The organism is Gemella sp. zg-570, from assembly GCF_018866345.1.
Taxonomy (GTDB): domain Bacteria; phylum Bacillota; class Bacilli; order Staphylococcales; family Gemellaceae; genus Gemelliphila.
Genome location: NZ_CP076443.1, coordinates 1,427,638 through 1,452,407 on the forward strand (window position 1 = coordinate 1,427,638; position 24,770 = coordinate 1,452,407).

Consider the following 24,770-nt stretch of genomic DNA (forward strand, 5'->3'; position numbering starts at 1 on the left):
TCTACAACACCTCTGCTTTCTTAAATAAATCTTCATAGTCAGATGTATTTATTTCAGATAACTTAACCACACCATACCCTTGAATTAATGCCCTTACTTCCGCAGACTTTCCTTCCTTAGATTTTTTTGCAAGTAAACCACGCACTTCTTCAAGAGAGACTTTCGTTTTTTCTGAATTTTTATTTTTTTCTTCTATAGCACCTACTGTTTCAACATTTAGTGGTTTAACCATTACGTCATGTAGATCTTGAAGACTATCAGCTAAATTTCGCAAATTCTCCACTACGTCTAGCAACAACTTCGTTTTACTCATCCCTATCTTCTCCTTTCTTCACTTCATGTATCTCTACCGATTCAACGCTTTGACCAGGTGTTAGGACTAAAATCTCAAGATTTTCTCCAAACAGCCACTGTGCTATTTTCCGTGGTATAATTCGCATACCACCACGTAGCACCGCTTTCTTGTTGCCACCACTATCTGTTACGTTGATACATACTCTATGTTTTAAGTTCATAGCAACTATCCTCCTATATATTTTTTGAAAGGCTTAACCCCTTCACATATATAGGCAAAGAAAAGTTGCTAAAATGAACCCCCTACTCAAAATTTTTTCGTATTGCTTTAAAAATCTTTTGTAGGCGATTATGAATCGCAGATGGAGAGACATTCTCTTGTCTTGCGATTTCCACTTGGGGAATTTCGTCATAAAATACTTTTTGAATCAGTTCTCTTTGTTTAGGTGTCAGTTTTTGCATTGCATCCTTAAGCTTTTCAACGTTTTCATCAAGCTCTATATTATCTGATACTGCCAAAATTGATGTTTTGTCTAACTGAATGCCTTTTTCTTCTATGGCATCTAACGACTGTGTGTAGTTAAAGTCCCATTCTTTATCTGGATGTTCTTTTTCCCACTTGTTCTTTTCTGCTTTCTCTTTATTATTTAAAATCTTGCGTTTATTTTTGATATTGTTGTAAATCTCAGCATCGTCCATTTTATGAAGAGTATCTATTAAAATCTCTGTTTCTTCAGTGCCATCTGGTTTGATTTCACATACAACTTTTGTTTTCCACTCACCTTTTTCTGTCTTTTCTGTTACATAATACTTGTATGTAGTGCGTTTGTTTTGTGGGGTTTTCTTCCCAATGTAATTTTTATTAACCACTTTTGGTTACCTCTCTTTCCATAATGGAAATGAGGAACCCAGTGGAATTTCCTATTGTTGTTGATCATAAAATGAATTCCTCATTTCAGATCAACCAACTGGCTAGGTTGATACTATTAAATTTTGTTTTCCCTTCTTCGCTGCCAGTCATCAGTAGCTAATTGATGAGCTAAGAAGGGAATATTAATAAGTAGAAAACTATCTTTTATTGTAATTATTTGTCTAAAAACAAAATTTTCTTATACTATTGAATATATTTTTTGCTTCAATTTTGATATAATATTTACAATAAATGAAATTAATTGTTTCTACATATACTACCCTATAGTAGATATAGTCCTAGTCAAATGTACTTTGAGGTGCCTAAGGTACCTGGGCGTTACTAATTTAAGAAAGGAGGAAAAAATATGACTAAAAATGTTCCTTATCTTACAGGAGGTATATTTTTTTCACTACTTTTACCTGCTAGAAAACCACGGCAAAAAGCAAGAGATAAACTGAAAGGTGGAACCGACAATCTACGTGAAATTGATCTAATGCACGCATTAAATTATGTTTTAACTGGTGATGATACTTCACATATGGGAAACACAATAAAAAAAGCTACAAGTAACTATAAGCAATGTTCAGATTTTAAAAGTGTATACATTGAATTAGATAATTTTCAGAACGTATCAACATTTGCTTCAAACAAAAATAACCTAGAAATTCTTTCTCGAATTTCTAGGTTAATAAATAATTATTTAGGAACAGATAAAAGAAAATGGCTAACTAAAGTACTATTGGAAACCATAATACTAGATATAGAAATATCTGATACAGAGCATTTTGATATTGATATTAATCAAGAGATAGAAAAGAAAAATTTTCCTCAAATTGAGCATGTATGTCTTCCCATATTTCTTTTTAGCATCCTTCTATTTATATTGAAAAATCGAACAGATAATAGCTTAGGTAGACCAACATTCCTAAGTTGGCATTCAAAGTCTAGCCAAGGAATTTGGAAATTTAATAATGACGCCTTAGGAAATAGATTTAATAGTATTCAATTAACTGATTTATCTGAAGATGACATTAATAATATGTTTAATTCATCTTCTTCCCAGATGAATGTAGTAGCGTCAACAAAACCTATTGATGATGAATATATTCAAAATACCTTAGAAGAGAATAAACAGAATACACCACAAGTTACAAATAATTTTTTCAATGCAAGTAATGGTGGGGTGATAAATTTAGAAATTAATAATTTAGAAATTTCAAATAATAAACCTTTAGTTCCTATTGCACAAGCCAGATATAATAAGTATAAAAATACCATAACTATATCTGGAGTGGATATAAGTATACCAATCAGTATTTCTCCAGATGCTAATATAAGTAGTGAAGATGAAAAATATGTACAAGCCCTTTATGAGTTATATTCTGAGATTACTAACATAGATATTACTTCATCAAACATTAATTCTCTTCTACCTAACTTAAAAAACCACTATGAAACACAAAATAAATCTTATTTTGCGTTAGAGCAAAAACAACGCGCTATTAGAGATGTATTTGATGACGGAGAGTATCAGATGGAGATATTGAAAGAAGATGCATTTAGTGGTATCGAAATGACATACCTAAATCATTATACTACTGGATTAGAGAGACTAAATGCCATATTAGAAAAAATTACTACTATTACTTTAGATAATTCAACATTAAAAAATATCATTGGATTGATAGGAAATTTAGAAAAAAGAGGTATCTGTCATGTTTTAGTAAATGATAATGTAATTAGATCGTGGGTGACAATAGATGAATAAAATATTTAATACTCCTACAGAATTCAGTCTACGCACATTATTGATGCTATCTGTTCAAACCTCTCCTATTTCGTTAGAACGGATATATCTTTATGATTTTATGGTTTGTTTTTCAAAAATATTCAATATTGCACTTCATAATTTACATGGTAATTCTTCACTAGCATTTAGTCAATTATCATTAAGAAGAACTTTTACAAAAAAAGGATTACAAATCTTGATACAAAAAGGATTAATAACAGCTACATCGACTGAACATGGATTCGTCTACGCCATTAATAATAACGGAATTAACATTGTAAACTCAATTGAATCAGAATATAAAAATGAATACATTATCTTAGCTGAAAAAATTTATAAAAACTTTCATCACAAAAATGATATTGAGTTACAACAATTAGTTAGCAAAAAATCTATAAAATTGGAAGGAGGTATACTTTAGTGTCGTTTTATATAAAAGAAATACGAGCTACAGGAAAATTAAGAAAAGATGCTATTATTGAGTTTTCTCCAAATATAAATTTCATTATTGGACCATCTAATACGGGTAAAAGTTGCATTGCCGATTCTATTGACTATTGTCTAGGTAGTAAAAATCTCCCTTTTTCTAAAACTCATGGTTATGATAATGTTCAACTCACTCTTATTCACCCAGAAGGTAAAATTATCATTTCCAGAAATTTTAATACAAATAAAGTACATATTACTTCAACAATCCCAACTATTAACGATGGAGATTATTATCTAAACGCTAGTAAACGTAGCGACAAAAAGATGTATCTATCCGATTTATTATTGTACTTAATAGGTATAAATACTCCTGTTAATGTTATAAAAAATAAAGATTTTGTGCGAAATTCTCTTACATGGAGAACTATTTCTGATATTAATTATATTTCTCAAACAAACATTAGTAATAAAGAGTCTATACTTCTCTCTATGGATAATACTAGCAAGACTGCGTTTTTGTCTTCCTTAATTTATCTATTATCATCAAAAGATTTTTCTAGTTATGACGCTAATGTAACAAAAGAAATACAAGAAGCAAAAAATACTGCCCTTAACGATTATGTAGCTCTTAAAGTAAATAGTTTAGTTCAACAAAAAAATATATTGGTAAAAAACTTATCAGAGTTCGAAAACTTAGATATAAATAAAGAGATGACAACTTTAATTAAGGAACTCGAAATATCTGAAACAATCATCAATCAATATAATACACAAGCTAATACTATTTTAGAAGATATTTCTAAAGTACAGAATGAATTAATTGAAAATGACGTACTCAAAGATAGATATAATAATTTGAGAGAACAATATATTTCAGATATCAAGCGTCTTTCTTTAATTGTAGAAGGAAGCACATTACTGGATGCTCATTCTAATGGTGGACTGTGTCCATTCTGTGATTCTGAAATTAAAATAGAAGGTAATCACTCATATATTGAATCTGCAAAGGCTGAACTTAGTCATATTTTAGAACACTCTCATTCTCTAGAATTAACTACGCTTGATTTAGGTAATGAAATTGAATCTCAAAAAGAAACTTTAAAAAACTTAAATAACGAGTACTTGAAAATAAAAAGTCATATCAAACGCACTTTACAACCACAAGTGGATAGTATAAAAAATACACTCTCTTTATACACAAAATATAGTAATCTCAAAGAAAATCTGAAATCTATTGATGATTACATTTCTTCATATGAGAAAGATTTAAAAGATTTTGGAAAAGAAACTACTGATAAAAAAAATGAGTACCATCCTAAAGAGCATTTCTCAAGTAATTTTTACGATAGTCTAGGAGATATAATTAAAAGTCTTTTATCAAGTTGTAATTATCCCGATGTTTCAACTGTTGAATTTAATAGAAAAGACTTTGATGTACGTATTAATGGATTGAAAAAACATCAAAACAATGGGAATGGTTATAGATCTTTTGTAAATAGTATAGTAGCTTTATCATTGAAAGAATATATGAATGAATATGCTGACCATAATATCGACTATTTAATTATAGATAGTCCTACTCTAGGTCTAGATGAAGAAATATACCAAGATCAAAGTGATTTAATGAAAATAGGTTTATTCAATTACTTAACCCAATCGTATAAATCTGGACAGTTAATAATTGTAGAAAATGCCGAACATTTCAAAGATATGGATACTCAAAATGCAAATATTATTGAATTCTCTAATTTTGGAAGACAAGGCTTTTTATATCTAGAACAGGAGGAAATTGATGTTACGAATTAGCTATAACAAATTATGGAAACTACTAATTGACAAAGGAATGAACAAAAAAGAACTAATGGAAGTCAGCGGTGTCAGTCCTTCTTCTATTGCAAAATTAGGAAGAGGAGAAAATATTACAACAGATATTTTGCTGAAAATTTGCAACGCTTTGGATTGCAGACTCGAAGATATTATGGAAAGTTACAAGGAGGAAAATTAAATGAGTATGCACATTACAGGAAATAATTCACATGGTTTTTCAAATGAAGAAATTTTAGTAAAATGTTTAAATAACAAATCTTTACAAGAATTATCATCTCATTTAAAACAATTTATACTAAGTATTTGCTCGGATAATCAAATTTCAATTTCTGACAATACGATAATTACCTCAGAAATTGCCACTAAAGAGCTTGATCCCGTTTCAAACAAAAAAATAAATGTAAAACCTGATTTTTATATACATATAAAAGATAGTACATTTGGTATTAGTACAAAAATTGGAAATGGAAACAGTGTTCATCAGGAAGATATTGAATCTTTTATAAATTGGCTAAAAAGTTTAAATAGTGTTAATGACTGCGATGAATCGGTATACAATGATTTACGATTATTAATTTGGGCAGATGGTACAATTGACGGAACTGCACCTATAAAAAGAGATCTTAAAGGTAACGTCATTGGAAGATTTTCAACCACTCAGTTCAAAATATTATTCTCAGATAAATGGACAAAAATTCAAAATTTATTGACCAATAATAAAGAAGCAATAATACGACGTGCATTATTTTTTGGCAAAGTAGGAAAGGAAGTACATTATATCTATCATGGAAATGAACGTCATGGATCCTGGATTAAGCAATCAAAATTACTAGAATTTAACCTAGAAAATGAAATAGAAAAAAGCACCTTTAATGTTGGTAGATTGTCTTTCCAAACTTATAATGCCGACCTTAAAGGAACTGATTCTGGCAAAAAAAAACGTGGATATATTCAACTTAAATATGGAAATATACAAAACGATCTTGCAAACCTAATGTTACAAAATACCAACAATATGGGGACATTCGAGGGAAATATTGAAGAATTCAGTTTTTCTAAACTACTAAATAAAAACAAATCACATTCCTTTTGGAAATATTTGAGTGCAGATCTCAATTTAGACACTAACAATCACTACTATGTCATTAAAGTTGTTGGACATAAATTTTCAAAAAACGCCAAAAAGAAAGTTATGTGTAAATCTGACAATTATATAATTAGAACCTGTACGCCAATTGATAGGAATCTACTACTAAAAAATGACTATCAACTAACTGAAGAGGATTTAAAACTAATACCTAACTATGAAATATTAAATAACTCGGGTATATCAGTAAAACTAAAAGATTCAAAAAATTATACAATTACTAAAATGTCGGTTACGAATTTCAAAGATGCTTTCACTAAATATATTGATGAAATCGATAATAAAATTGCAACTTTGATATTTTATTGTGATAAAAAACAAGTCAATAAAAACCCTACTATTGCAAATAATTTAAATGTAAATATAGAAAATTATATCAAGTTCTGCAATGAATATTATAAAATAAATGTAACGAGTATATTGGACTATAGTGCTCTAGGTAAATTAACAACATTGGTAAAAAATGAAATCAAACAAGTTATCGATGCTAATATAGACCTTAAGGAAGCTTTATTCCAAGGCAAAGGGTGGTTCAATCCTCCTTACTATACATCTTTTTTATTTTCGCACGGAAAATTAAGCAAAGAATTACTAATGCCATACCATATTGATAATGGATCTGGTAGAAGTAAAGGAAAATACTATATAACTATCAAACCAAATTGATAAAAACAAACGATGGTATAAATTTATTCCATCGCTTGTTTTTGTAAAAGTATTTCTAGTGATTTAAATAAATTTTTTGAAATTAATTCAATTAACGGTACTACGACACTATTACCTATTTGTTTGTAACTCTGACTATAGTTATCTTTTATTTTGTAATTAGAAGGAAACCCCATAATAGCTAGGCATTCTGTAATAGTGTATTTTCTATTTAATTCAACAACGACTGGTACATTATTCCCACCTGTTCCCATTTTTGCAGTCAAACAAGGTGATATCCCATTAGCGCTAAAAGATACCTTGGAAGGTCTAATATTATTTGCAATAATGGGCTCATTATATATTATGTTATTTGATTTTTCTAAAAATGAATTAACATGCTTACTTATGTTTTTTATCGCTGTATCTGATACAATATGCGAATCTTTTATCTCCATTTCAATTATATTCTTTAAAGTTTTACTTAGTTTGATTTTTTCTGGAAAAACAGAGTCTATATCAATGGCAAATTCGTTTCTGACCCCTACACAATACCATCTATTTCTATTTTGAGGAATTCCATAATTTTTTGCATTCAATAGTTTCCAAGAAAATTTATAACCCAACTCTGTTAATATATTTTCAATTGTTTCTAATGTTTTTTCATTATCATGACTAACAATCCCCGCAACATTCTCTAAAATAAAAGCTTCCGGTTTTTTAGATTTTAATATTCTAGCAACTTCAAAAAAAAGTGTACCACGAACATCATTAAAACCAAGTCTTTTCCCTGCTAAAGAAAACGGTTGGCAAGGAAATCCTGCACATAAAATGTTATGATTTGGTATTTCATCATCCTTTATTTTAAATATATCACCTGATGGAAATTCTCCAAAATTATTAAAATACGTCTCACTAGCAAATTTATCTATTTCACTAGAAAAAACACAAGTACCACCGTTTTTTTCTAATGCAAGTCTAAATCCACCTATCCCTGCAAATAAATCAATAAATTTAATTTTCATCGCACTATCTCCTTTTTTTATGAAGTATTGAATCGTTTATTAGGTTAAATATTTCTGAAATTACTGGTGGACTAACTGCATTACCTGATTGTTTATACATCTGTGTATCGCTCATACCAATGTTTTTTATGTTGTCAATAAACGCCTCATCAAAGCCTTGAATGCGCATATTTTCAATTGGTGTTAATTTTCTTACTTTTAACTTTCCATCAACTTCAACTAGTATCTTTGTAGTATCCGATCTCGCCAAAATTGTAGGAGAAATTCCTTCAATAGAATGTACTCTTCTCTGTCTTTCTTGATCATTATGAACTTCTTTGGGAAAATCAAATACTTTTATTATCTTTTTCTCAGAATTTATTTTTGGAATTTCCAAAGAATCTATGTAATTTTGGACTTTTTTACTGTCAAAGTAGTATTTTGAATCTACACTATTCTCTAATATATCTTTTATATATTTATCCTCATTATTAGACTTTAAATCGTTAAAAAAATTAAAACCATTAAAATTATCATCCAAATTCAATTCTTTTTTTAAGCTACTAATTTTTTGACTTCTAAAATCTTCTTTATAAGGTTCACTAGGGAAATTTTTTATACCTAAAATAAAAGTTCTAGACCTATTCTGTGGCACCCCCATTTCAGAAGAATTCAATATGGTAAAATCAACAGTATATCCCAATTCACTTAAAGTCAACAATATAGTTCGTATTGTATTTGACTTATCATGGTTTATTAAGTTTTCAACATTTTCTAACAAAACAATTCTAGGTGTTTTTTCTTTTAATATCTTTGCAACTTCAAAAAATAATGTTCCTCGTGTATCCTTAAATCCATTTCGCTTTCCTGCTATGCTAAAAGCTTGACAAGGAAATCCCCCCACAAGAATATCATGATCAGGTATATCAGTTTCGTGAATTTTTGTTATATCCCCCACTAACATATGATCTGGATAATTTGATTGATATGATAAAGTCGCAAATTTTTCAATTTCTGATGCAAAAACAACTTTTGCAGATATATTTGAGGAATCTATTCCACTCTCAAAACCACCGATTCCAGAAAATAGACTAACCACTCTTAATTCCGCTTTTTTTGTTTCTACACCTTTCTCTGATATATGCTCAACTATATCACCTATATTGCATTTAAGAACATCACATATCCTATCTAATACTTCTAAACTAACAAATTGATTTTTGCTTAATTTTGATAGTGTCTGATTACTAATATCAACAGTATCTCTAAATTGAGTTTTATTTAATTTTTTATCTACCAAAATTTTCCATAATTTATTATATCTAACACTCATTAATTACTCCTGTATGAATATGTTTTTCTGCTATATCAGAATTATATTACCATGTCTTTCGGAGTTTTTCAATTTTTTTGATTAATCTCCCCTCTCTCCATAACCTCCCCTTGTAACCATTCTATCAACTTCACTAAGCCAATAGACACAATGGTTTAAAGCCAAAAAAGAGTTAACAAAACCTTTAGTATCAAGTAGCTTTAGAGCCCCTTTTTTCAGCAATACAGCACACTTCACATAATTAATAAACTATGTGCAACATTTAACGATAGACCTTTTTATTCGTTATAAAGTATGCACCTACCTAAACTCTATCTTTTAGATTTTATGCTATTTTTAGATAAAAAATAAGCCTTCTATTCTTAATTGAATAAAAGCCCTTAATATAAGCATTCCTATTGTATCATTTCTGTAACTTACATTTCGATATAGATAACATCAATTTTACCCTTGTGTGTTTTTTCAAGAAGTTTTAGGGAGTGGAGATTGTCCCCCTCTAATAAAAAATTGTAAACTTCATTTTCTTTTACTGTGATTTTTCTATTCTCATCTTCACAGAATACGGGTATGTTGTGTTCTAACATTTCATCTACTTTTTCTGTGTGTTTTTCCCAGACTAGACCGTATTTTTTCTCGTTAAGTGCTGTTTCAATTTCTCCCAAAGCTCTTAGACTATCATCATCTTGATGTTCCTCTTTTAGTTTATTTAAAAACTCTAGCATTTTCTGTCTTTTTTGCTGTGATATGTTTGCCATGGTTTTTCCTTTCTGTCTTATTTTTTTTATTGTATCATAAAATAGAATTTTATTAAATTTTCCCAAAATAAAAACACCAAAAATTTGGTGTTTTTTTCTTATTTTTTTAGGGTTGAAATGTTTAGTTCTAGTAATTGTTCTAGGTCGACTGGTGATGGTGCTTGTGTCATTAGGCAAGAAGCATTGGCTGTTTTTGGAAAGGCGATTGTATCTCTTAAATTTTCTCTGCTGGCTAGCAACATTACAAATCTGTCTAAACCTATTGCACACCCTCCGTGTGGTGGTACTCCGTATTCAAAGGCGTCTAGTAGGAAACCGAATTGTGAATTGGCACTTTCTTCTGTAAAGCCTAGAGCCTTGAACATTGATTTTTGAATTTCTTTGTCGAAGATACGAATACTTCCTCCACCTAATTCATAACCGTTAAGGACGATGTCGTAGGCTTGGGCGTAGGCTTTTTCTGGTGAACTTTCTAGCAGATGAACGTCTTCTTCTTTTGGCATGGTGAATGGGTGGTGGGCTGCACTGTAGCGTCCACTTTCTTCGTCAAATTCTAGTAGGGGCCAGTTGACTACCCACAGATAATTAAATTTATTTTTATCTATTAGGTCTAAATCACGAGCAAGTTTTTGGCGTAAGGCTCCCAGTGAAGCGTAACATACTTTTTTACTGTCGGCGGCAAATAAAATTAAATCTCCTACTTCTGCTTCTGTGCGTTCTACTAATTCTGCTGCTACATCTTCAGTAAAGAATTTTGCTATTGCTCCGTTAAGTCCCTCTTCTGTTACCTTAAGCCATGCCAGTCCCTTAGCTCCGTAATTTGCGACATAGGATGCAAGATTATCAATATCTTTTCGTGAATATTTGTCGGCTACACCTTTGGCAACTATACACTTAACGGCTCCGCCTTGTTCTACTGCGTTAGAAAAAACTTTAAAATCGCTAGTCGCTACGATATCACTCACGTCTTTTAATTCCATACCAAAGCGTGTATCTGGTTTGTCAGAACCAAAACGTTCCATTGCGTCGTCATAATCTAGTCTTGCAAATGGCAGACTTACGTCAATTCCTTTTACTTCTTTCATGACGTGGGCAATCAGTCCTTCGATGGTAGCAATAATTTCATCTTGCGACATGAAGCTCATTTCCATATCTATTTGGCTGAAGTCTGGTTGTCTGTCGGCACGTAAGTCTTCATCACGGAAACATCGGGCGATTTGATAATATCTATCAAAACCTGCAACCATTAATAATTGTTTGAAAAGTTGAGGTGATTGAGGCAGGGCGTAAAATTCTCCTGGATGAACCCTACTAGGTACTAAATAATCTCTTGCTCCCTCGGGTGTTGATTTTGTTAAAATTGGTGTTTCAACGTCTATAAAATTATTACCGTCTAAGTAATCACGACTTGCTTTGGTAATTTTTGAACGTAGGTTAATTACATCTGCTAATTCTGTACGGCGTAAATCTAGGTAGCGGTACTTCATTCTTAATTCTTCACTTGATAGTGAAGCGTCGTCTAGTACGAATGGCAAAGTTTTTGCTTCTGATAAAATTTCTACATGAGTTACGATAATTTCAACCTTACCTGAATGGATTTTTTCGTTGATTGTTTTTGCCTTACGTAAAACTACTTGCCCCTCGATAGAAACTACATATTCATTACGAATGCTGTCGGCTATCTTATGAGCTTTTTCATTTTTTTCTCCTGAAAAAACACATTGTACAATTCCCATTCTATCACGAAGGTCAATAAAAATTAAATTCCCTAAATCTCTTCTCTTGGCTACCCAGCCTTTTACTGTTACTGTTTGTCCTACAAATCTTTCGTCGATAAGACCTGCATATTCTGTTCTTCCGTATGCTGACATTTTATTCTCCTTTAATTCTTTCTTCTAAATATTTTATAACTTCATTTATGGCTACCCTATCTTGTGTAAAGTTTGCCATATCTTTTACTACTAATTCTTTCTCTTCTAGTTCCTGCTCGCCAATAATTATTGTAAAGCTTGCCTTGTATCTGTCGGCTAATTTTAATTGTGCTTTCATTTTTTTATCGAAGTAGTCGTTTTGAACTTTAAAACCTGCCAAGCGTAAATCATTTGTAAGTTTTACTGCATAATTACCTGCTTCTTCTCCCATAGAAACTACAAAAATATCGATATTATCTTCTAAGGGTAAAGAAATATTTTCAGTTTCTAGTGCCAGTAATAGACGTTCGATACTCAGGGCAAAACCGATACCTTTTTCCCCAGCAGGCCCACCTAACATTTCTACAAGACCATTATAACGACCACCACCACAAAGAGTTTTCAATTCAACTTCTTTATTGTCTATCATAATTTCAAAGGCTGTATGTGTGTAGTAGTCCAAGCCTCGCACTAAATTGTGATCAATTTCATATTTTACTTCTAAGCTGTCTAAGTGTTTAAGCACTTCATCAAAATAATTTTTTGATTCTTGACCGAGAAAATCTAATAATTTTGGTGCTGTCTTCATAAGTTTATGCCCCGCATCAATTTTACAATCTAGGATACGCATTGGATTTTTATACAATCTATTTTTACAGTCGCTACAAAATTCATCAATAGAGGGTTCAAAATGTTTTACCAAGGCTTCGTTATAGGCTTTTCTCTCTTCTGGATTGCCCAAAGAATTAATGCTGACTTTAATATTTTCTAAACCGAAATAAGGGTAAATGTTATAAGCTAGACTGATAACTTCTGCATCTATTTTAGGACTTTCTTCGCCGATAACTTCCACTCCGTATTGCACAAACTGTCTGTATCTGCCCTTTTGTTTTCTTTCATAACGAAACATGGGACCCATATAAAATAATTTTTGAGGTTTAATTACTTCTGCAAAAAGTTTATTTTCTATGTAAGAACGTACCGTCCCCGCAGTTCCCTCCGGACGCAAGGTCAAAGAACGATTACTCTTGTCTAAAAATGTGTACATTTCTTTTTGAACTATGTCGGTAGTATCTCCCACTCCCCTAGCAAAAAGTTCTGTCGATTCAAAAATTGGTGTTCTAATTTCGTCGTAGCAAAAATTATTACTTATTTTTCTAAGCATATTTTCTACATACTGCCATTTTTTTGCTTCTAGGGGGAGTATATCTTGGGTACCCCTTGGCATATTTATTATATTATTCATGCAATTTCTCTCCTTTTTTCCATAATTTTTTAATTTATATTCTTTGAAATTAATTAAAATATTTTTGTGAATTTTTTCTTCAAAATTTTTAACTTGTAAAATTAATTTTTTAATTAATAATAAAAAATCCCATACAAGCTAGTGCTTATATGGGACGATAATAATTCGTGGTGCCACCCTAATTTATATCAAAATTTATTGATACCTCATTAAAATATTTTTTGTGATAATAAAGTGTTGCTCATTTTAAAATTAATTATCCAGTCTTGCAGCCGACGAACCAGATTCTCTAAAATTAATATTTTTTAAAATAAAATCTTTATTACTCTTGTTACTTTTTGTTATTTCTAAATATTATAATAATTTAGGCTTGTTGTCAAGACAAATAATAAATTATAAATTATTTGTTGCTAAAAAAATGTGGCTAGCTAGATGGTCGCTAAGACTTATAGTAAGCTCGTCAACTTCTAACTTGATAATTTTTCCTAAACTTGATTTTTCTTTTATAATAATTTTTGAACCTAATTTAATTCCTTCACCTAATAAGTAGTCTGCTATTTCTTTTTTTGCAGATAGTCTTTTTACATAATAAATTTTTCCTTGCAGGGCTTCTGACAATAAGATTATATCATCTTCAAGAATAATATTTTTTTGGGGAATTATACTGCCGTGAGGACACTTATTAGGATGACCTAACATTTTATCCAAACTGTCAATAAAAAAATCGGATACGGCATGTTCTAATATTTCTGCTTCTTCATGAACTTTGTTTGTTGGATAGGCTAAATGTTCTAAAAGAAAAACTTCTAAAAGTCTATGTTTACGCACAACATTAGAAACTAAAATCAGGGCTTCTTCTGTAAGAGTATAGCCTTTAGAATTATCTTTTTCTATTAGCTTAGAATTTACTAATTTTCTTAACATTTCAGTAACTGCTGGTTTTGATACGTTCATAATTTCTGCAACTAATTTATTTGTAACTTTTTCCTTGCTGATACTTATGTTATAAATACATTTTAAATAATCTTCTTTATTAGGTGTCATAGTTATCTCCTTTTGTGCTATTATATTTTATTATTTTTTTTTAGTCAAATTATTAAAAATTTTAAATAAACTATTGACATAAAAAAATTTTTTATGTATACTTAACATTGTAGTTAATCATACTTAACAAAAAATAAGGAGTAAATTATATGAAAAAATTACAAAAAATTATAGCAATCTGCTTAGTTTTAGTTTTTACTTTAACAGCTTGTTCTAGTAAATCAACAAATAATACACAAACTGACAAAAAAACTGTTACGGTAACTACTTCATTCTTGGCAGATATGACTAAAGAATTAGTAGGTGATAAGGTTAATATTGAAACTATTATTCCAGCTGGAGAAGACCCACATCTTTACGTTGCTAAGGCTAGCGATTTGAAAAAGATAAAAGATGCTGATTTAGTTTTATATCATGGTTTACATTTTGAAGGAAAAATGGTTGAGGCTTTAGAAAGTAGGGGGCAAGCAGTTAGTAAAGATTTTCCAAAAGATAAAATCAATACTATGGAAGAAGACGGAGTTAAGCTTCTTGACCCTCACTTCTGGTTTGATATTGACCTTTACAAAATGGCAGTAGAGGCTGCTTCTAAAGAATTAAGCACACTACTTCCAGACCAAGCAGATTTAGTAAAAACTAATACGACAAATTATCTTGCTAAACTTGATGAATTGGATAAATGGATTAAAACAGAATTAGATAAAATTCCAGCTGAATCTAGATATTTAATTACACCACACGATGCCTTTACTTACTTTGGCAAAAAATATAATGTTAAGGTAGAAGCACCACAGGGAATTACTACCGAATCAGAGGTTGATAATAAGGCCATGATAGAAACAGTTAATTTAATAATCGAGAAAAAAATTAAGGCCATCTTCTCAGAATCTACTACCAACCCTGAAAGAATGGAAAAATTAAAAGAGGCTGTCGCAGCAAGAGGACATAATGTAAAAGTTGTTACGGGCGAAGGACAAGAGTTATTCTCTGACTCACTAGCTCCTCAAGGGCAAGCTGGGGATACTTATATAGAAATGTATAAGCATAATATTAACTTAATTGTTGAAAATTTAAAATAGAAGATTTAAAATAAAAATAATTACAGAAAATTAAGGAGGAAACTCCTTTTTTCTGTATCTAAGATTAGAGAAGGGGTAAAATTATGGATGATTATGTATTAGAAATAAAAAATTTAAACCTAATATATCCTAATGGTTACAAGGCTTTAAATAATTTATCTTTAAAAGTTCCCAGGGGAAAAAGAATTGCAATTTTAGGACCTAATGGGGCTGGAAAATCTTCCTTGGTAAAAACTATACTGGGACTGGAAAAAGCAAAATATGATAAATTAAAAATACTCGGCAAGGATATAAATAAAGAAACTATTGTTGATAGGATAGCCTATATTGCTCAACGTAGCGAAATAAATTCACAATTTCCTACAAATGTTTTTGATATTGTTTTAATGGGAAGATATGCAAACATAAAAAATTTTTTAAAAATTCCTGGTAAAAAAGACAAGGATATTGCAATTTCTGCTTTGGAAAAAATGAAAATAAGCGACTTAAAAGATAGGCATATAAGTGAGCTTTCTGGTGGGCAGGCTCAAAGGGCATTTATTGCACGAGCCTTAACCAAGGAGGCAGATATTTTTATTATGGACGAACCCCTTGCTGGTGTAGATATAAAAACTGAAGAAATTATTATGAATAGTCTTAAAGAATTTCAAGAAAATAATAAAACTTGTATAGTTATTCATCATGATTTATCTAGCGTGAGTAAATATTTTGACTATGTTATTTGGATAAATAAAAATGTGATAGCTCAGGGGAGTGTAGAGCAAGCCTTTAATGAAGAAAATTATAAAAAAACTTATACTGCAGTAGATTCAAAAATATTTACTTTTGATAAGGAAGTGAATTAGTATGTCTATTTTGTTAGATTATTCTTTCCTAACTATTGCAATAGGTACGTCTTTATTAGCTATTGCTGCGGCTTTGGTTGGGTCTGTATCTGTTCTTACTCGTCAAAGTTTAGTTGGCGACACCCTGGCACATTCTAGTTATCCCGGATTAATTTTTGCATTTATTATATTCAATTCTTTTAATCCCGTAATAATGACACTGGGAGCAATGTTTTCTGGCTACTTGTCTTACTATACAGTAGAATATATCGTCGACCATTCTAAGCATACAAAAGTTAATGCCTTAGCTCTAGTTTCATCGTCATTTTTTGGTTTGGGTATAAGTTTAAAAACTTTAACGCAGTCATTCTCAGCAAAATCTGCACAAGCAGGTTTGCAAAAATATTTATTCGGGCAAGCGGCCTTTATAAAATATAATGATATTATTATGATTTCTATTGTTGCTTCAATGTGTATTGTCGTGTTTATTTTATTTTATAATAATTTTAAACTTTATATTATGGACTATAGCCTGGCTAAGCTTTCTGGTTTGCCTGTGAAATTTTTAAAACATCTAATTAATTTTATGATGATTAGTATTATTGCAGTCGGTTTAAAAGTTGTCGGTGCTATTTTAATTTCTTCTTTTCTGATTGCTCCAGCAGTTACGGGCATAATATGGTCTAAAACATATATTAGGGCTTTGATAATTTCTATTTTGTCAAGTGTTTTTGCTGCCCTAACAGGTTCTTATCTGTCATCAATTATTTCTGGTTTGTCAACGGGCCCAGCTATTATTGTGATAATGTCTATTATTTGTTTAACATCACTAGCTCTTAAATCTTTACCAACTTTTAGTGGAGGGAGGAAGAAAAAATGTTAGAAGTTTTTATTGCCTTAATCTTAACAAGTCTGGCTTGTTCTTCTTTGGGAACTATTCTAGTTATAAGGAATGAATCTATGCTAACAGATGCCCTATCACACTCTGTTCTTTTAGGAATTGTTTTGGCCTTTTTTGTTAATCCAGACTTAAATTCTCCCCTATTAATTATCGGAGCAGCACTTTTTGCCCTACTAACTATTTTATTAATAGATTGGATAAATACGTCTAAAAAAATAAATCACGATTCTGCTACTGGAATTATTTTTCCCCTACTTTTTTCCATAGCCGTAATTTTAATAACTATGTTTGTTAGAAATGCCCACTTGGATATTGATATTGTTCTTATGGGAGAAATTCTTTTTACTTCTTTGAATAGAACTGAAATTTTTGGTTTTTCCATAGCAAAATCAGTTTTAGAATTAGCCATAATATTAATTCTAAATATTTCTTTTATCGGTTTGAATTATTACAAGTTAAAAGTATATCTTAGCGATCCAACACAAGCAAAATTACTGGGAATAAATACCAGAGTATTAAAATTAATTTCTGTTGTTTTGGTGGCAACTACCTGTATAATTTCTTTTAATTCGGTAGGTTCTATTGCCGTAATTTGTTTTTTTGTTGCTCCTGCCATGTCCAGCATATTTTTAACAAAAAATTATTTTAAAATGCTTGTCTTATCAGGCTTAATTAGTGTAGTAAATGCCATTATAGGATTTTTTGTTGCCTTGTATATGGATATTAATATTGCAGGTATAACTTGCTTTGTTTCTCTAATAAATCTTTTATTGATTATCAATATTAGTAAAATTAAAATAAAATTTCATAAATAAAAAACCAGAAAATATTTTCTGGTTTTATTTTTCTTTTGATGAAAATAGAGAAACTATTGTTTCTAGTGCATTTTTAGTTTTTTCTTTTGCTTCTTCTGTTTCGTTAGAGAAATGAATTTCTCTTTCTGAACGTTTCATTATTTTTTCTTTTATTTCTGCTATTCCTATACTTTTATTTTCTTTTTTTAGGGCTGAGTTATCGAGATTTGTTACCGTGTCTTGCAGGCTAATTTCAGCAATTGCTTCTTCGTTTAGGCTATTTTTTTCAACTTCTTCTAAGATATTTCCACCAACTTCCCTAATTTTTATTTCATTTAAAATTTCTTCTTGTGAAATTTCTTGGGCTTGCTCATTAGAAATATTTGCTTCTGGTACTTCTAGGTTTGCTTCTTCTAAAATATTTTTTTCTTGCTCTGGAATTAATATTTCTTTGCTTACTAGTGGTTCGTGTGCTGAAATATTTTCTTGTCCTAATGCTCCCTCTACTAAGTCTTCATCAAAGATATTTTCTACTTCTTGGTCTGCTAGTCCATCTTTTAATATTACAAATTCAGCAGTCGAAACATTTTCTTTTTGTTCTGGAATTAATATTTCTTGTTCTTTTACTGCTTGTCCATCGATTACTGTATCTTCTTGCCCTGTTTTCTCATCTTCTCTTACAAGATCTTCTTTAATATCAAAGGCAGAGATTAAATTATCTAGTTTTTCCTTAGCTTCATTTTTCTCTTCTTGGCTTACTTCTGCTACATCCTTGTTTTTTATTTTTTCAAGCCCTTGCTTAATATTGTCTACCAATAAATCTTTGTGATTTTTTGCCTTGTTCGGATTTTTGTAGTAGTAAGCACCCAAGGCTGAAACGACTCCTAGTAATATTCTTCTTGATATTTTCCCCATATTTTTTCTTCCTCCACAAATATTATTAATTTGATTTTAGCAAATATAAGTTTGCTTGTAAAGTTCTAAGCAGGGCAAGTAAATTTATAAATATTAAATCTATTGCAACCAAGATAGGAATAAACTTATTATGGAAATATTGAAGAAATCAATAAACAAGGCTCCGACTATGGGCAGAACAAAAAATGCTACATTGGAATAAGCGTATTTATCACTAAAACTTTGCATGTTGGCAATTCCGTTTGGTGTTGCACCTAGTCCGAAGCCCATGTGTCCAGCCGAAAGCACAACGGCGTCATAGTTTTTCCCCATAAGTCTAAATGTTATGTGATAAATATAAAGATAAGCTAGCAAGACCTGAGCAATTAAAAGTAGGGACAAGCTAAGGGCGAGGCCTGTCAGTTCCCAAAGTTTTAAAGTCATCATTGCCATACCTAAAAATAAATTTAGCGAAACATCTTCTAAAATTCTTATTTCTTCATAGTGCAGGTTAAATTTATCAGTATGGTCGCTTATATTTCTAAGCAGGGCCGCTACCAGCATGGGTCCTATGTAACTAGGAAAGTTTAAAAATTTATTTAGAAAGATAGACACATAACTACCAATAAACATGGAAACTAGAATAATAAAAAATGCCTTAGTAAATTTTTCTCCATCAAGTATTTTATTATTAATACCAAATAAAAACTCATCATTTTTTAATTTTTCTTCTTTGGTTGTTTCTGGCTTGATAGCTATATTATGTTTTTTTATTAACCTATTTGCCAAGGGGCCTCCTAAACTAGATCCGGCTATCAGTCCAAATGTTGCCGCCGCTATTGCTACCGTACTAGCTCCAGAAGCACCTAAATTTTCTGCTAGGGGGGCTATGGCAGCAGAAGTACCATGCCCACCTGTCATAGGTGTTGACCCTGTCATTAATGATAAAATAGCATTCAAGCCCAGCAACTTGCCTACACCTATCGCCGTAATATTTTGAGCAATAACTAAGCCTATTGACGCTATTAAAAAAGTAGCAACTTTCTTTCCACCGATTTTTAATAATTTCCAACTGGCATTAAAGCCTACACTGGTAAAGAAAATTGTCATAAAAAAACTTTGTAAAGTAATATCAAATTTTATGGATAAAAATCCTGCCTTGTAGGAAATTAAATTTATAATGGCAAATAAAAAACCTCCTATTACTGGTGAAGGTATGCAGTAATTCTCAAAAAATTTAACCTGCTTTCTCAGTATTCTTCCAACTAATAATACTATCACTGCCAATCCTACTGTTTGTATCATATTCATTTTCAATTCAATCATAGTATTGCTCCTTTCAGAAAATAATTTAATAATATTTTATCTAAGAAATATCTTTTCTGCAAATGTTTGTAAGATTTATTTACCGAGTGTGTAAGATTTTATAACGTTTTAAATGATACTGTCTTTGGATTTTTCTTTGTTTTTAAAATTTTATTTTTTATTAAAACTCCTAACAAAAATAAAAATTCTAAGGTAAGTAATTACCCTAGAATTTTTTTATTTTTTCAAAAATTTATTTATAAGTCCGCTTGCTTTTTCTACATTCTCTTTGCTTTTTTCTACTGCATTAGTTATTTTTTCATCAGTTTCTTTTTTAAAACTTGTAACATTGTTAGTCATATTAGTTACAGAATTTTGTAAAGTATTTACCGATTTTACGAATCCTTCTGCCGAGTCGAAAAGTGGATTTAATTTTTCTGATTTTTCTTGCATATCTTCTGCTAAAAGATTTGTGTTTTGAAGTAGTATATTTGTTTCTATCATGATAGGTTCAATATTTTTTTCTACTTTTTTAATAGTTTCATTCAAATCTTTAGCTAATTTTATTCCATCATCAGCCATGGCTGTTAAATCTTCTACACATTCGGTAGTTGTCTTTATTGATTTTCTAAGTGTTCTAAGAGTTCTTGCCGCACTAAAGCCCATCGCTAAAACTCCTATTCCTGCTAAAAATATACCTGCATAAGCAATATTTAACCAATCTATATCCGGCATAATATTTCTCCTTTTAACTATTATTTTATTATTAATTGTCTAATGATTTTAAAAATTTTTGTTGATATTTATTAATATCTCCTGCTCCCATAAATAAAATTACAGAGTTTTCTAATTTGGATAGGGTAGAAAAATCTTCTTCCCCTCTTATAACTTTCGCATTCTCATCTACTACTTTTCTCAAATCTTCTATGCTTACATTACCACTCGTTTCCCTTGCCGAAGCAAAAATTGGATACAAGTAAACATCATCAGCCTTGCGTAAACTCTGAGCAAAGCCATCTAAAAATGCTTCAGTTCTAGTAAATGTATGGGGTTGGAAAATTGCTACCACATTTTTATCTTTATATTTTCTGCGTGCCGTATTTATCGTAGCTTCAATTTCTCTTGGGTGATGAGCATAGTCATCAACTATGATATTATTTTTAAATTTATATTCAATAAAACGACGCTGGGCATTTTTATAATTTTTTGCCGCTTCTTGCATTTTTTCTAGTGGAATGCCATTTATATCAGCCATAGCTATAACAGCAAGTGCATTACTAATTTCATGAAGTCCAAAAACTCGCATAACAAATTTTCCGAAAAATTCACCGTGCTTATAAACATCAAACTTACTAGTTTCTTCAGAAGTTTCTAAATTTCTAACTTGATAGTCGTTGCTATCCTTAAAGCCATAAGAAATCATTTGGGCTGAATAAGATTTTAGTTTTGACGCTAACAAGTCATCACCACAGTAAACGACAGCATCTCTTACCTGATTTACAAATGATTGAAAAGCATCTAAAACATCACTCTCATCTTTGAAATAATCTGGGTGGTCAAAATCAACATTGGTTACTATCGCATAATTAGGTCTATAATGTAAAAAATGACGATAGTATTCACAGGCTTCAAAGATAAATAAATCTGAATTTTTTTTACCCAGCCCTGTGCCATCTCCTATTAAGTAGGAAATGTCTTTTACATTTTTAAAGATGGTGCTTGCCATTGTTGTTGTAGTAGTTTTACCGTGAGCACCCGTGATTGCGATAGATTTTATTTTATCTGCTATTTTTCCTAAAAACTCACTATATGTGTAGGTTGTTAGTCCTAATTCTTTTGCCCTGACATATTCTATATGTTCTTCATTAAAGGCATTTCCTAAAATTATGGTAAGTCCTTCTTCAATATTTTTTTCAGAATAGGCTAATATTTTTATATTTCTATCTTCTAGTTTTTTTTGTGTAAAAAAATAGGTTTCAATATCTGAGCCTTGAACGTAATATCCCATATCATGTAATATTTGTGCCAAGGGACTCATACCAGAACCCTTTATTCCTATTAAATGAAATTTTTCCATATTCTCCTCCTAATTAAAGTAACTTTTATACAAGCAAATTAATTCTACCCTATATTAGAATTTTTTTCAAGAGTTAGGCAAATATCTAATTTGCTAAGAGTTTAGAAAATACATTATTGATTCTATTCGTCTTGTAGCCCTTGTAGTCATAAGTATAATTTTCATCTGATAGGTGCCACTTTTTTTCTATAAAAAAAGTTTGCAAGCCTAATTTTTGAGCTGGAACAATATCATGATAAAAAGAATCACCAACCATGAGTGTATGTTCCGCCCTTAAATTATGATTTTCAATTATTTGTAAAAAAGCCTGACTATTTGGTTTATTTAGCATTGTTTCAGAAGAGATATAAATACCATCAAAAATATCTAAAATTTTCATTTTTTCTAATTTTAATCTCTGCTCTCTTGCTATGCCATTAGTAAGAAGAAAAATTTTGTATTTTGATTTTAATTTAGTTAGGTTGCTAGTTAAAATTTTATCTTCTCTAATATCTGCCAAGATAAATTCAAACATTTTTTCATAATATTTTTGGGCATCTTCTTCTGTAAAATTAAGACCTAGCTCTTTCATAGTTGCCATAATTCTTAAAAATCGTAAGTGTCTTAATCTAGTTTTACCTTGAGAAATATCGGATAATATATTTTCATTGTATTTTTTAAATATTGCAAAAAATTTTTCGTAACTTGCATATGGGGATAAGTTTAGATAATTATACATATCTCTATTTGCTCTTAACCAGGATTTACTAAAGTCATACAGGGTGTTGTCCAAATCAAAAATTACAGCCTTAATATTTTCTTTCATAAGCACTATTCCTCCACTAAATAAAATGGATAGGTTGCTAGCTTGATATTAAATTTAGTATCCTTTATTTTATCTGTTTCTCCGTCTGCCTGCAAATAATTTTCACCAGACACATTTATAGTGAATTCCTTGCCGATAATTTTGGTGAATTTTGGAGTTTTTTCAAAATGTTTTCCAGTTTTTAAAACGTGGGGTAGTAGTCTTAAAATATCCTTAGCAGAAATATCTTTTGCCAAAGCCAGATAAATCAAACCACTATTTTTATGGGCGTCAGGAATTATTTTTATTCCACCACCAAAATATTGATTTTTCATAAATGACGCAAATAAAATATTTTTGTGTTTATAAACTTCTTTATTATCAACAGAAATTTCAGCATCAAAAACACTTCTATTTCTAAAAGCAGCAAGTATCTTAGAAATATAAATCATTTTTCCCATTTTTGCCCTATTAAGAATATTTTTCTTTTTATCTTGGTTGGTTAGATGTGAAATTAGGGCATCAAAACCTATACCCATACCATTCATAGCTACATAGGCAAGCCCCCGTTCATTACTTACTTCTATAAATTCAAGATTTTCTAAATCAACTTTAAAAATATTATCAATAAATTTTTCTGCATCGGCTGTAAGTTTTAAGGATCTAGCAAAATCATTACCAGTTCCAGATGGAAAATATGATATAGGTATTTTTTCTTTAAGACTATGAAGACCATACATAGCCTCATTAAGAGTACCATCTCCACCGACAACAACTATTCTATGATTTTCTTTATATTTATTTTTCAAGGCAATTTCTTGTATTAATATTTTAGTATGTTTTGGATATTTTGTTGTATAAACTTTAAAATCTATATTTCTTTGATTGCAGGTAGCTTGCAGTCTTGCAACTGAACTTTTCCCATGCTCACCACCTGCATTTAAATATACAAGTATAGATATACTATTCATTATTATATCCTTTCAGAAATTAATTATATATATTTTAACATAGAAAAGTATTTTTTAACAATTTAATTGTGTTCTTCCGTATTATAGAATTTTTGTATTAATTACTTTTTAAAATTTGATTTTTATAAAATTAATTTTTGCTTGTTCTTGATAAAAAATTTTTAGTTTAATTTATAAAAAATAAAAAATTTAGTTTGAATTTTTTATCCAGCTAAATTTTATTATTATCTTACAAAAAAATTGTTTACTTTTACAAAATTAATTTATAAATTTTATTCTTTAAATTATTTTAAATATTATTTTCTAAAAATAAAAATATCTAGTATAAATTTTTATTCATACTAGATATATTAATTAACTTGCTAGAAATTTTATTTTATGTTGTCATTGACATAACTAGGTATTATTTTAACAAAAAAATTAAAATATTTTTCATCAGTGCTATTAAAAAGAAAAAAAGTTATACAAGCAATTTACTTGTATAACTTATCTCATTCCCCATGCTTTTAAGCCTTGAGCCTTGTATGCACGCACTGCTGCATTGATTTGATCTTCAACAGTAGCGGTTGACCCCCAGCCAGGCATTGTTTGGAACAGACCAGACGCTCCTGAACGATTGCGGGCTGATGGATCTCCATTTGATTCTCTTGCTATAATATATTCCCAAGTTGCTGCTGGAACTCCAGTTTTTGCCGCCATTTGTTGAGCTGCATATTCTCCAGTTGCTCCAGCCCTATTTCCATTTGATAAAACTCTACCGCTATAAGAAGTTTTTTGAACAGGCAGTGCTGAACTAGAATTGTTA

24 protein-coding genes and 1 pseudogene are annotated in these 24,770 nt (G+C 30.3%); 9 read left to right on the forward strand and 16 right to left on the reverse strand.

The annotated features are described in order from the left end of the window. Position 1 precedes the first annotated feature (1 nt). The 3 genes from KMP11_RS06950 to KMP11_RS06960 form a co-directional block, all read right to left on the reverse strand. Entirely contained in the window at positions 2 to 313 is a 312-nt protein-coding gene (locus KMP11_RS06950; RefSeq protein ID WP_215756406.1) for an rRNA biogenesis protein rrp5, read from the reverse strand. Next, positions 306 to 515, reverse strand: a complete 210-nt coding sequence (locus tag KMP11_RS06955; RefSeq protein WP_215756407.1) for a hypothetical protein — start codon at positions 513 to 515, stop codon at positions 306 to 308. The genes KMP11_RS06950 and KMP11_RS06955 overlap by 8 nt, the downstream gene beginning before the upstream one ends. Positions 516 to 597: 82 nt before the next feature. After that, entirely contained in the window at positions 598 to 1,164 is a 567-nt protein-coding gene (locus KMP11_RS06960) for an RNA polymerase sigma factor (RefSeq protein WP_216279815.1), read from the reverse strand. Positions 1,165 to 1,571: 407 nt separating this feature from the next. Between KMP11_RS06960 and KMP11_RS06965 the strand changes: the two genes are divergently transcribed. From KMP11_RS06965 to KMP11_RS06985, 5 genes are read left to right on the forward strand one after another with little or no spacing between them, the layout of a single operon-like run. Beyond that, positions 1,572 to 2,975: an ABC-three component system protein gene (locus tag KMP11_RS06965; protein ID WP_216279816.1), complete on the forward strand. Its 1,404-nt coding sequence runs from the start codon at positions 1,572 to 1,574 to the stop codon at positions 2,973 to 2,975. Next, positions 2,968 to 3,417, forward strand: coding sequence for an ABC-three component system middle component 2 (locus KMP11_RS06970; RefSeq protein ID WP_371741342.1), 450 nt, complete (start codon positions 2,968 to 2,970; stop codon positions 3,415 to 3,417). Before KMP11_RS06965 ends, KMP11_RS06970 begins: the two co-directional genes overlap by 8 nt. Continuing rightward, entirely contained in the window at positions 3,417 to 5,231 is a 1,815-nt protein-coding gene (locus KMP11_RS06975) for an AAA family ATPase (protein ID WP_215756411.1), read from the forward strand. Before KMP11_RS06970 ends, KMP11_RS06975 begins: the two co-directional genes overlap by 1 nt. Next, on the forward strand, positions 5,218 to 5,430 hold the full coding sequence (locus KMP11_RS06980; RefSeq protein WP_215756412.1) for a helix-turn-helix domain-containing protein: 213 nt from the start codon (positions 5,218 to 5,220) through the stop codon (positions 5,428 to 5,430). Before KMP11_RS06975 ends, KMP11_RS06980 begins: the two co-directional genes overlap by 14 nt. Then, entirely contained in the window at positions 5,431 to 7,065 is a 1,635-nt protein-coding gene (locus KMP11_RS06985) for a hypothetical protein (RefSeq protein ID WP_216279817.1), read from the forward strand. A gap of 23 nt (positions 7,066 to 7,088) precedes the next feature. On the opposite strand, the gene KMP11_RS06990 is transcribed toward KMP11_RS06985, so the two are convergent. The 6 genes from KMP11_RS06990 to KMP11_RS07015 form a co-directional block, all read right to left on the reverse strand. Further along, on the reverse strand, positions 7,089 to 8,069 hold the full coding sequence (locus KMP11_RS06990) for a DNA cytosine methyltransferase (protein ID WP_215756414.1): 981 nt from the start codon (positions 8,067 to 8,069) through the stop codon (positions 7,089 to 7,091). A gap of 4 nt (positions 8,070 to 8,073) precedes the next feature. Further along, positions 8,074 to 9,381 (reverse strand): DNA (cytosine-5-)-methyltransferase, encoded by a 1,308-nt coding sequence (gene dcm / locus KMP11_RS06995; RefSeq protein WP_215756415.1) that lies wholly within the window; start codon positions 9,379 to 9,381, stop codon positions 8,074 to 8,076. A gap of 416 nt (positions 9,382 to 9,797) precedes the next feature. Continuing rightward, the gene (locus KMP11_RS07000; protein ID WP_215756416.1) at positions 9,798 to 10,136 is read right to left on the reverse strand and encodes a hypothetical protein; all 339 of its coding nucleotides are present in this window, start codon (positions 10,134 to 10,136) and stop codon (positions 9,798 to 9,800) included. A gap of 98 nt (positions 10,137 to 10,234) precedes the next feature. Then, entirely contained in the window at positions 10,235 to 12,007 is a 1,773-nt protein-coding gene (gene aspS / locus KMP11_RS07005) for an aspartate--tRNA ligase (protein WP_216279818.1), read from the reverse strand. A 1-nt stretch (position 12,008) separates the two neighbouring features. Next, complete coding sequence (gene hisS / locus KMP11_RS07010; protein ID WP_216280200.1) at positions 12,009 to 13,283, reverse strand: histidine--tRNA ligase; 1,275 nt, start codon at positions 13,281 to 13,283, stop codon at positions 12,009 to 12,011. Between the two features lie 402 nt (positions 13,284 to 13,685). After that, positions 13,686 to 14,336, reverse strand: a complete 651-nt coding sequence (locus tag KMP11_RS07015) for a metal-dependent transcriptional regulator (protein ID WP_216279819.1) — start codon at positions 14,334 to 14,336, stop codon at positions 13,686 to 13,688. Positions 14,337 to 14,485: 149 nt separating this feature from the next. On the opposite strand from KMP11_RS07015, the gene KMP11_RS07020 reads away from it, so the two are divergent. From KMP11_RS07020 to KMP11_RS07035, 4 genes are all read left to right on the forward strand, one after another. After that, complete coding sequence (locus KMP11_RS07020; protein ID WP_215756419.1) at positions 14,486 to 15,415, forward strand: metal ABC transporter solute-binding protein, Zn/Mn family; 930 nt, start codon at positions 14,486 to 14,488, stop codon at positions 15,413 to 15,415. An 83-nt stretch (positions 15,416 to 15,498) separates the two neighbouring features. Continuing rightward, positions 15,499 to 16,260: a metal ABC transporter ATP-binding protein gene (locus tag KMP11_RS07025; RefSeq protein ID WP_216279820.1), complete on the forward strand. Its 762-nt coding sequence runs from the start codon at positions 15,499 to 15,501 to the stop codon at positions 16,258 to 16,260. A 1-nt stretch (position 16,261) separates the two neighbouring features. Beyond that, a complete protein-coding gene (locus KMP11_RS07030; protein ID WP_216279821.1) occupies positions 16,262 to 17,122 on the forward strand; it encodes a metal ABC transporter permease in 861 nt (286 codons plus the stop codon). Beyond that, positions 17,116 to 17,955, forward strand: a complete 840-nt coding sequence (locus tag KMP11_RS07035) for a metal ABC transporter permease (protein ID WP_215756422.1) — start codon at positions 17,116 to 17,118, stop codon at positions 17,953 to 17,955. Before KMP11_RS07030 ends, KMP11_RS07035 begins: the two co-directional genes overlap by 7 nt. A gap of 24 nt (positions 17,956 to 17,979) precedes the next feature. Here KMP11_RS07035 and KMP11_RS07040 read toward each other — a convergent pair whose 3' ends face one another. From KMP11_RS07040 to KMP11_RS07755, 7 genes and pseudogenes are all read right to left on the reverse strand, one after another. Beyond that, entirely contained in the window at positions 17,980 to 18,849 is an 870-nt protein-coding gene (locus tag KMP11_RS07040) for a hypothetical protein (protein ID WP_216279822.1), read from the reverse strand. 99 nt (positions 18,850 to 18,948) lie between these two features. Beyond that, positions 18,949 to 20,154, reverse strand: coding sequence for a sodium/glutamate symporter (gene gltS, locus KMP11_RS07045; RefSeq protein WP_216279823.1), 1,206 nt, complete (start codon positions 20,152 to 20,154; stop codon positions 18,949 to 18,951). Between the two features lie 216 nt (positions 20,155 to 20,370). Next, complete coding sequence (locus KMP11_RS07050; protein ID WP_215756425.1) at positions 20,371 to 20,868, reverse strand: DUF948 domain-containing protein; 498 nt, start codon at positions 20,866 to 20,868, stop codon at positions 20,371 to 20,373. Positions 20,869 to 20,899: 31 nt separating this feature from the next. Next, a complete protein-coding gene (gene murC, locus KMP11_RS07055; RefSeq protein WP_216279824.1) occupies positions 20,900 to 22,210 on the reverse strand; it encodes a UDP-N-acetylmuramate--L-alanine ligase in 1,311 nt (436 codons plus the stop codon). An 85-nt stretch (positions 22,211 to 22,295) separates the two neighbouring features. Continuing rightward, entirely contained in the window at positions 22,296 to 23,015 is a 720-nt protein-coding gene (locus tag KMP11_RS07060; protein ID WP_216279825.1) for an HAD family hydrolase, read from the reverse strand. A gap of 5 nt (positions 23,016 to 23,020) precedes the next feature. Then, entirely contained in the window at positions 23,021 to 23,965 is a 945-nt protein-coding gene (locus tag KMP11_RS07065) for a diacylglycerol/lipid kinase family protein (RefSeq protein WP_216279826.1), read from the reverse strand. 486 nt (positions 23,966 to 24,451) lie between these two features. Beyond that, a pseudogene (locus KMP11_RS07755) lies at positions 24,452 to 24,721 on the reverse strand (transglycosylase SLT domain-containing protein); the annotation flags it as partial. Positions 24,722 to 24,770 lie beyond the last annotated feature (49 nt).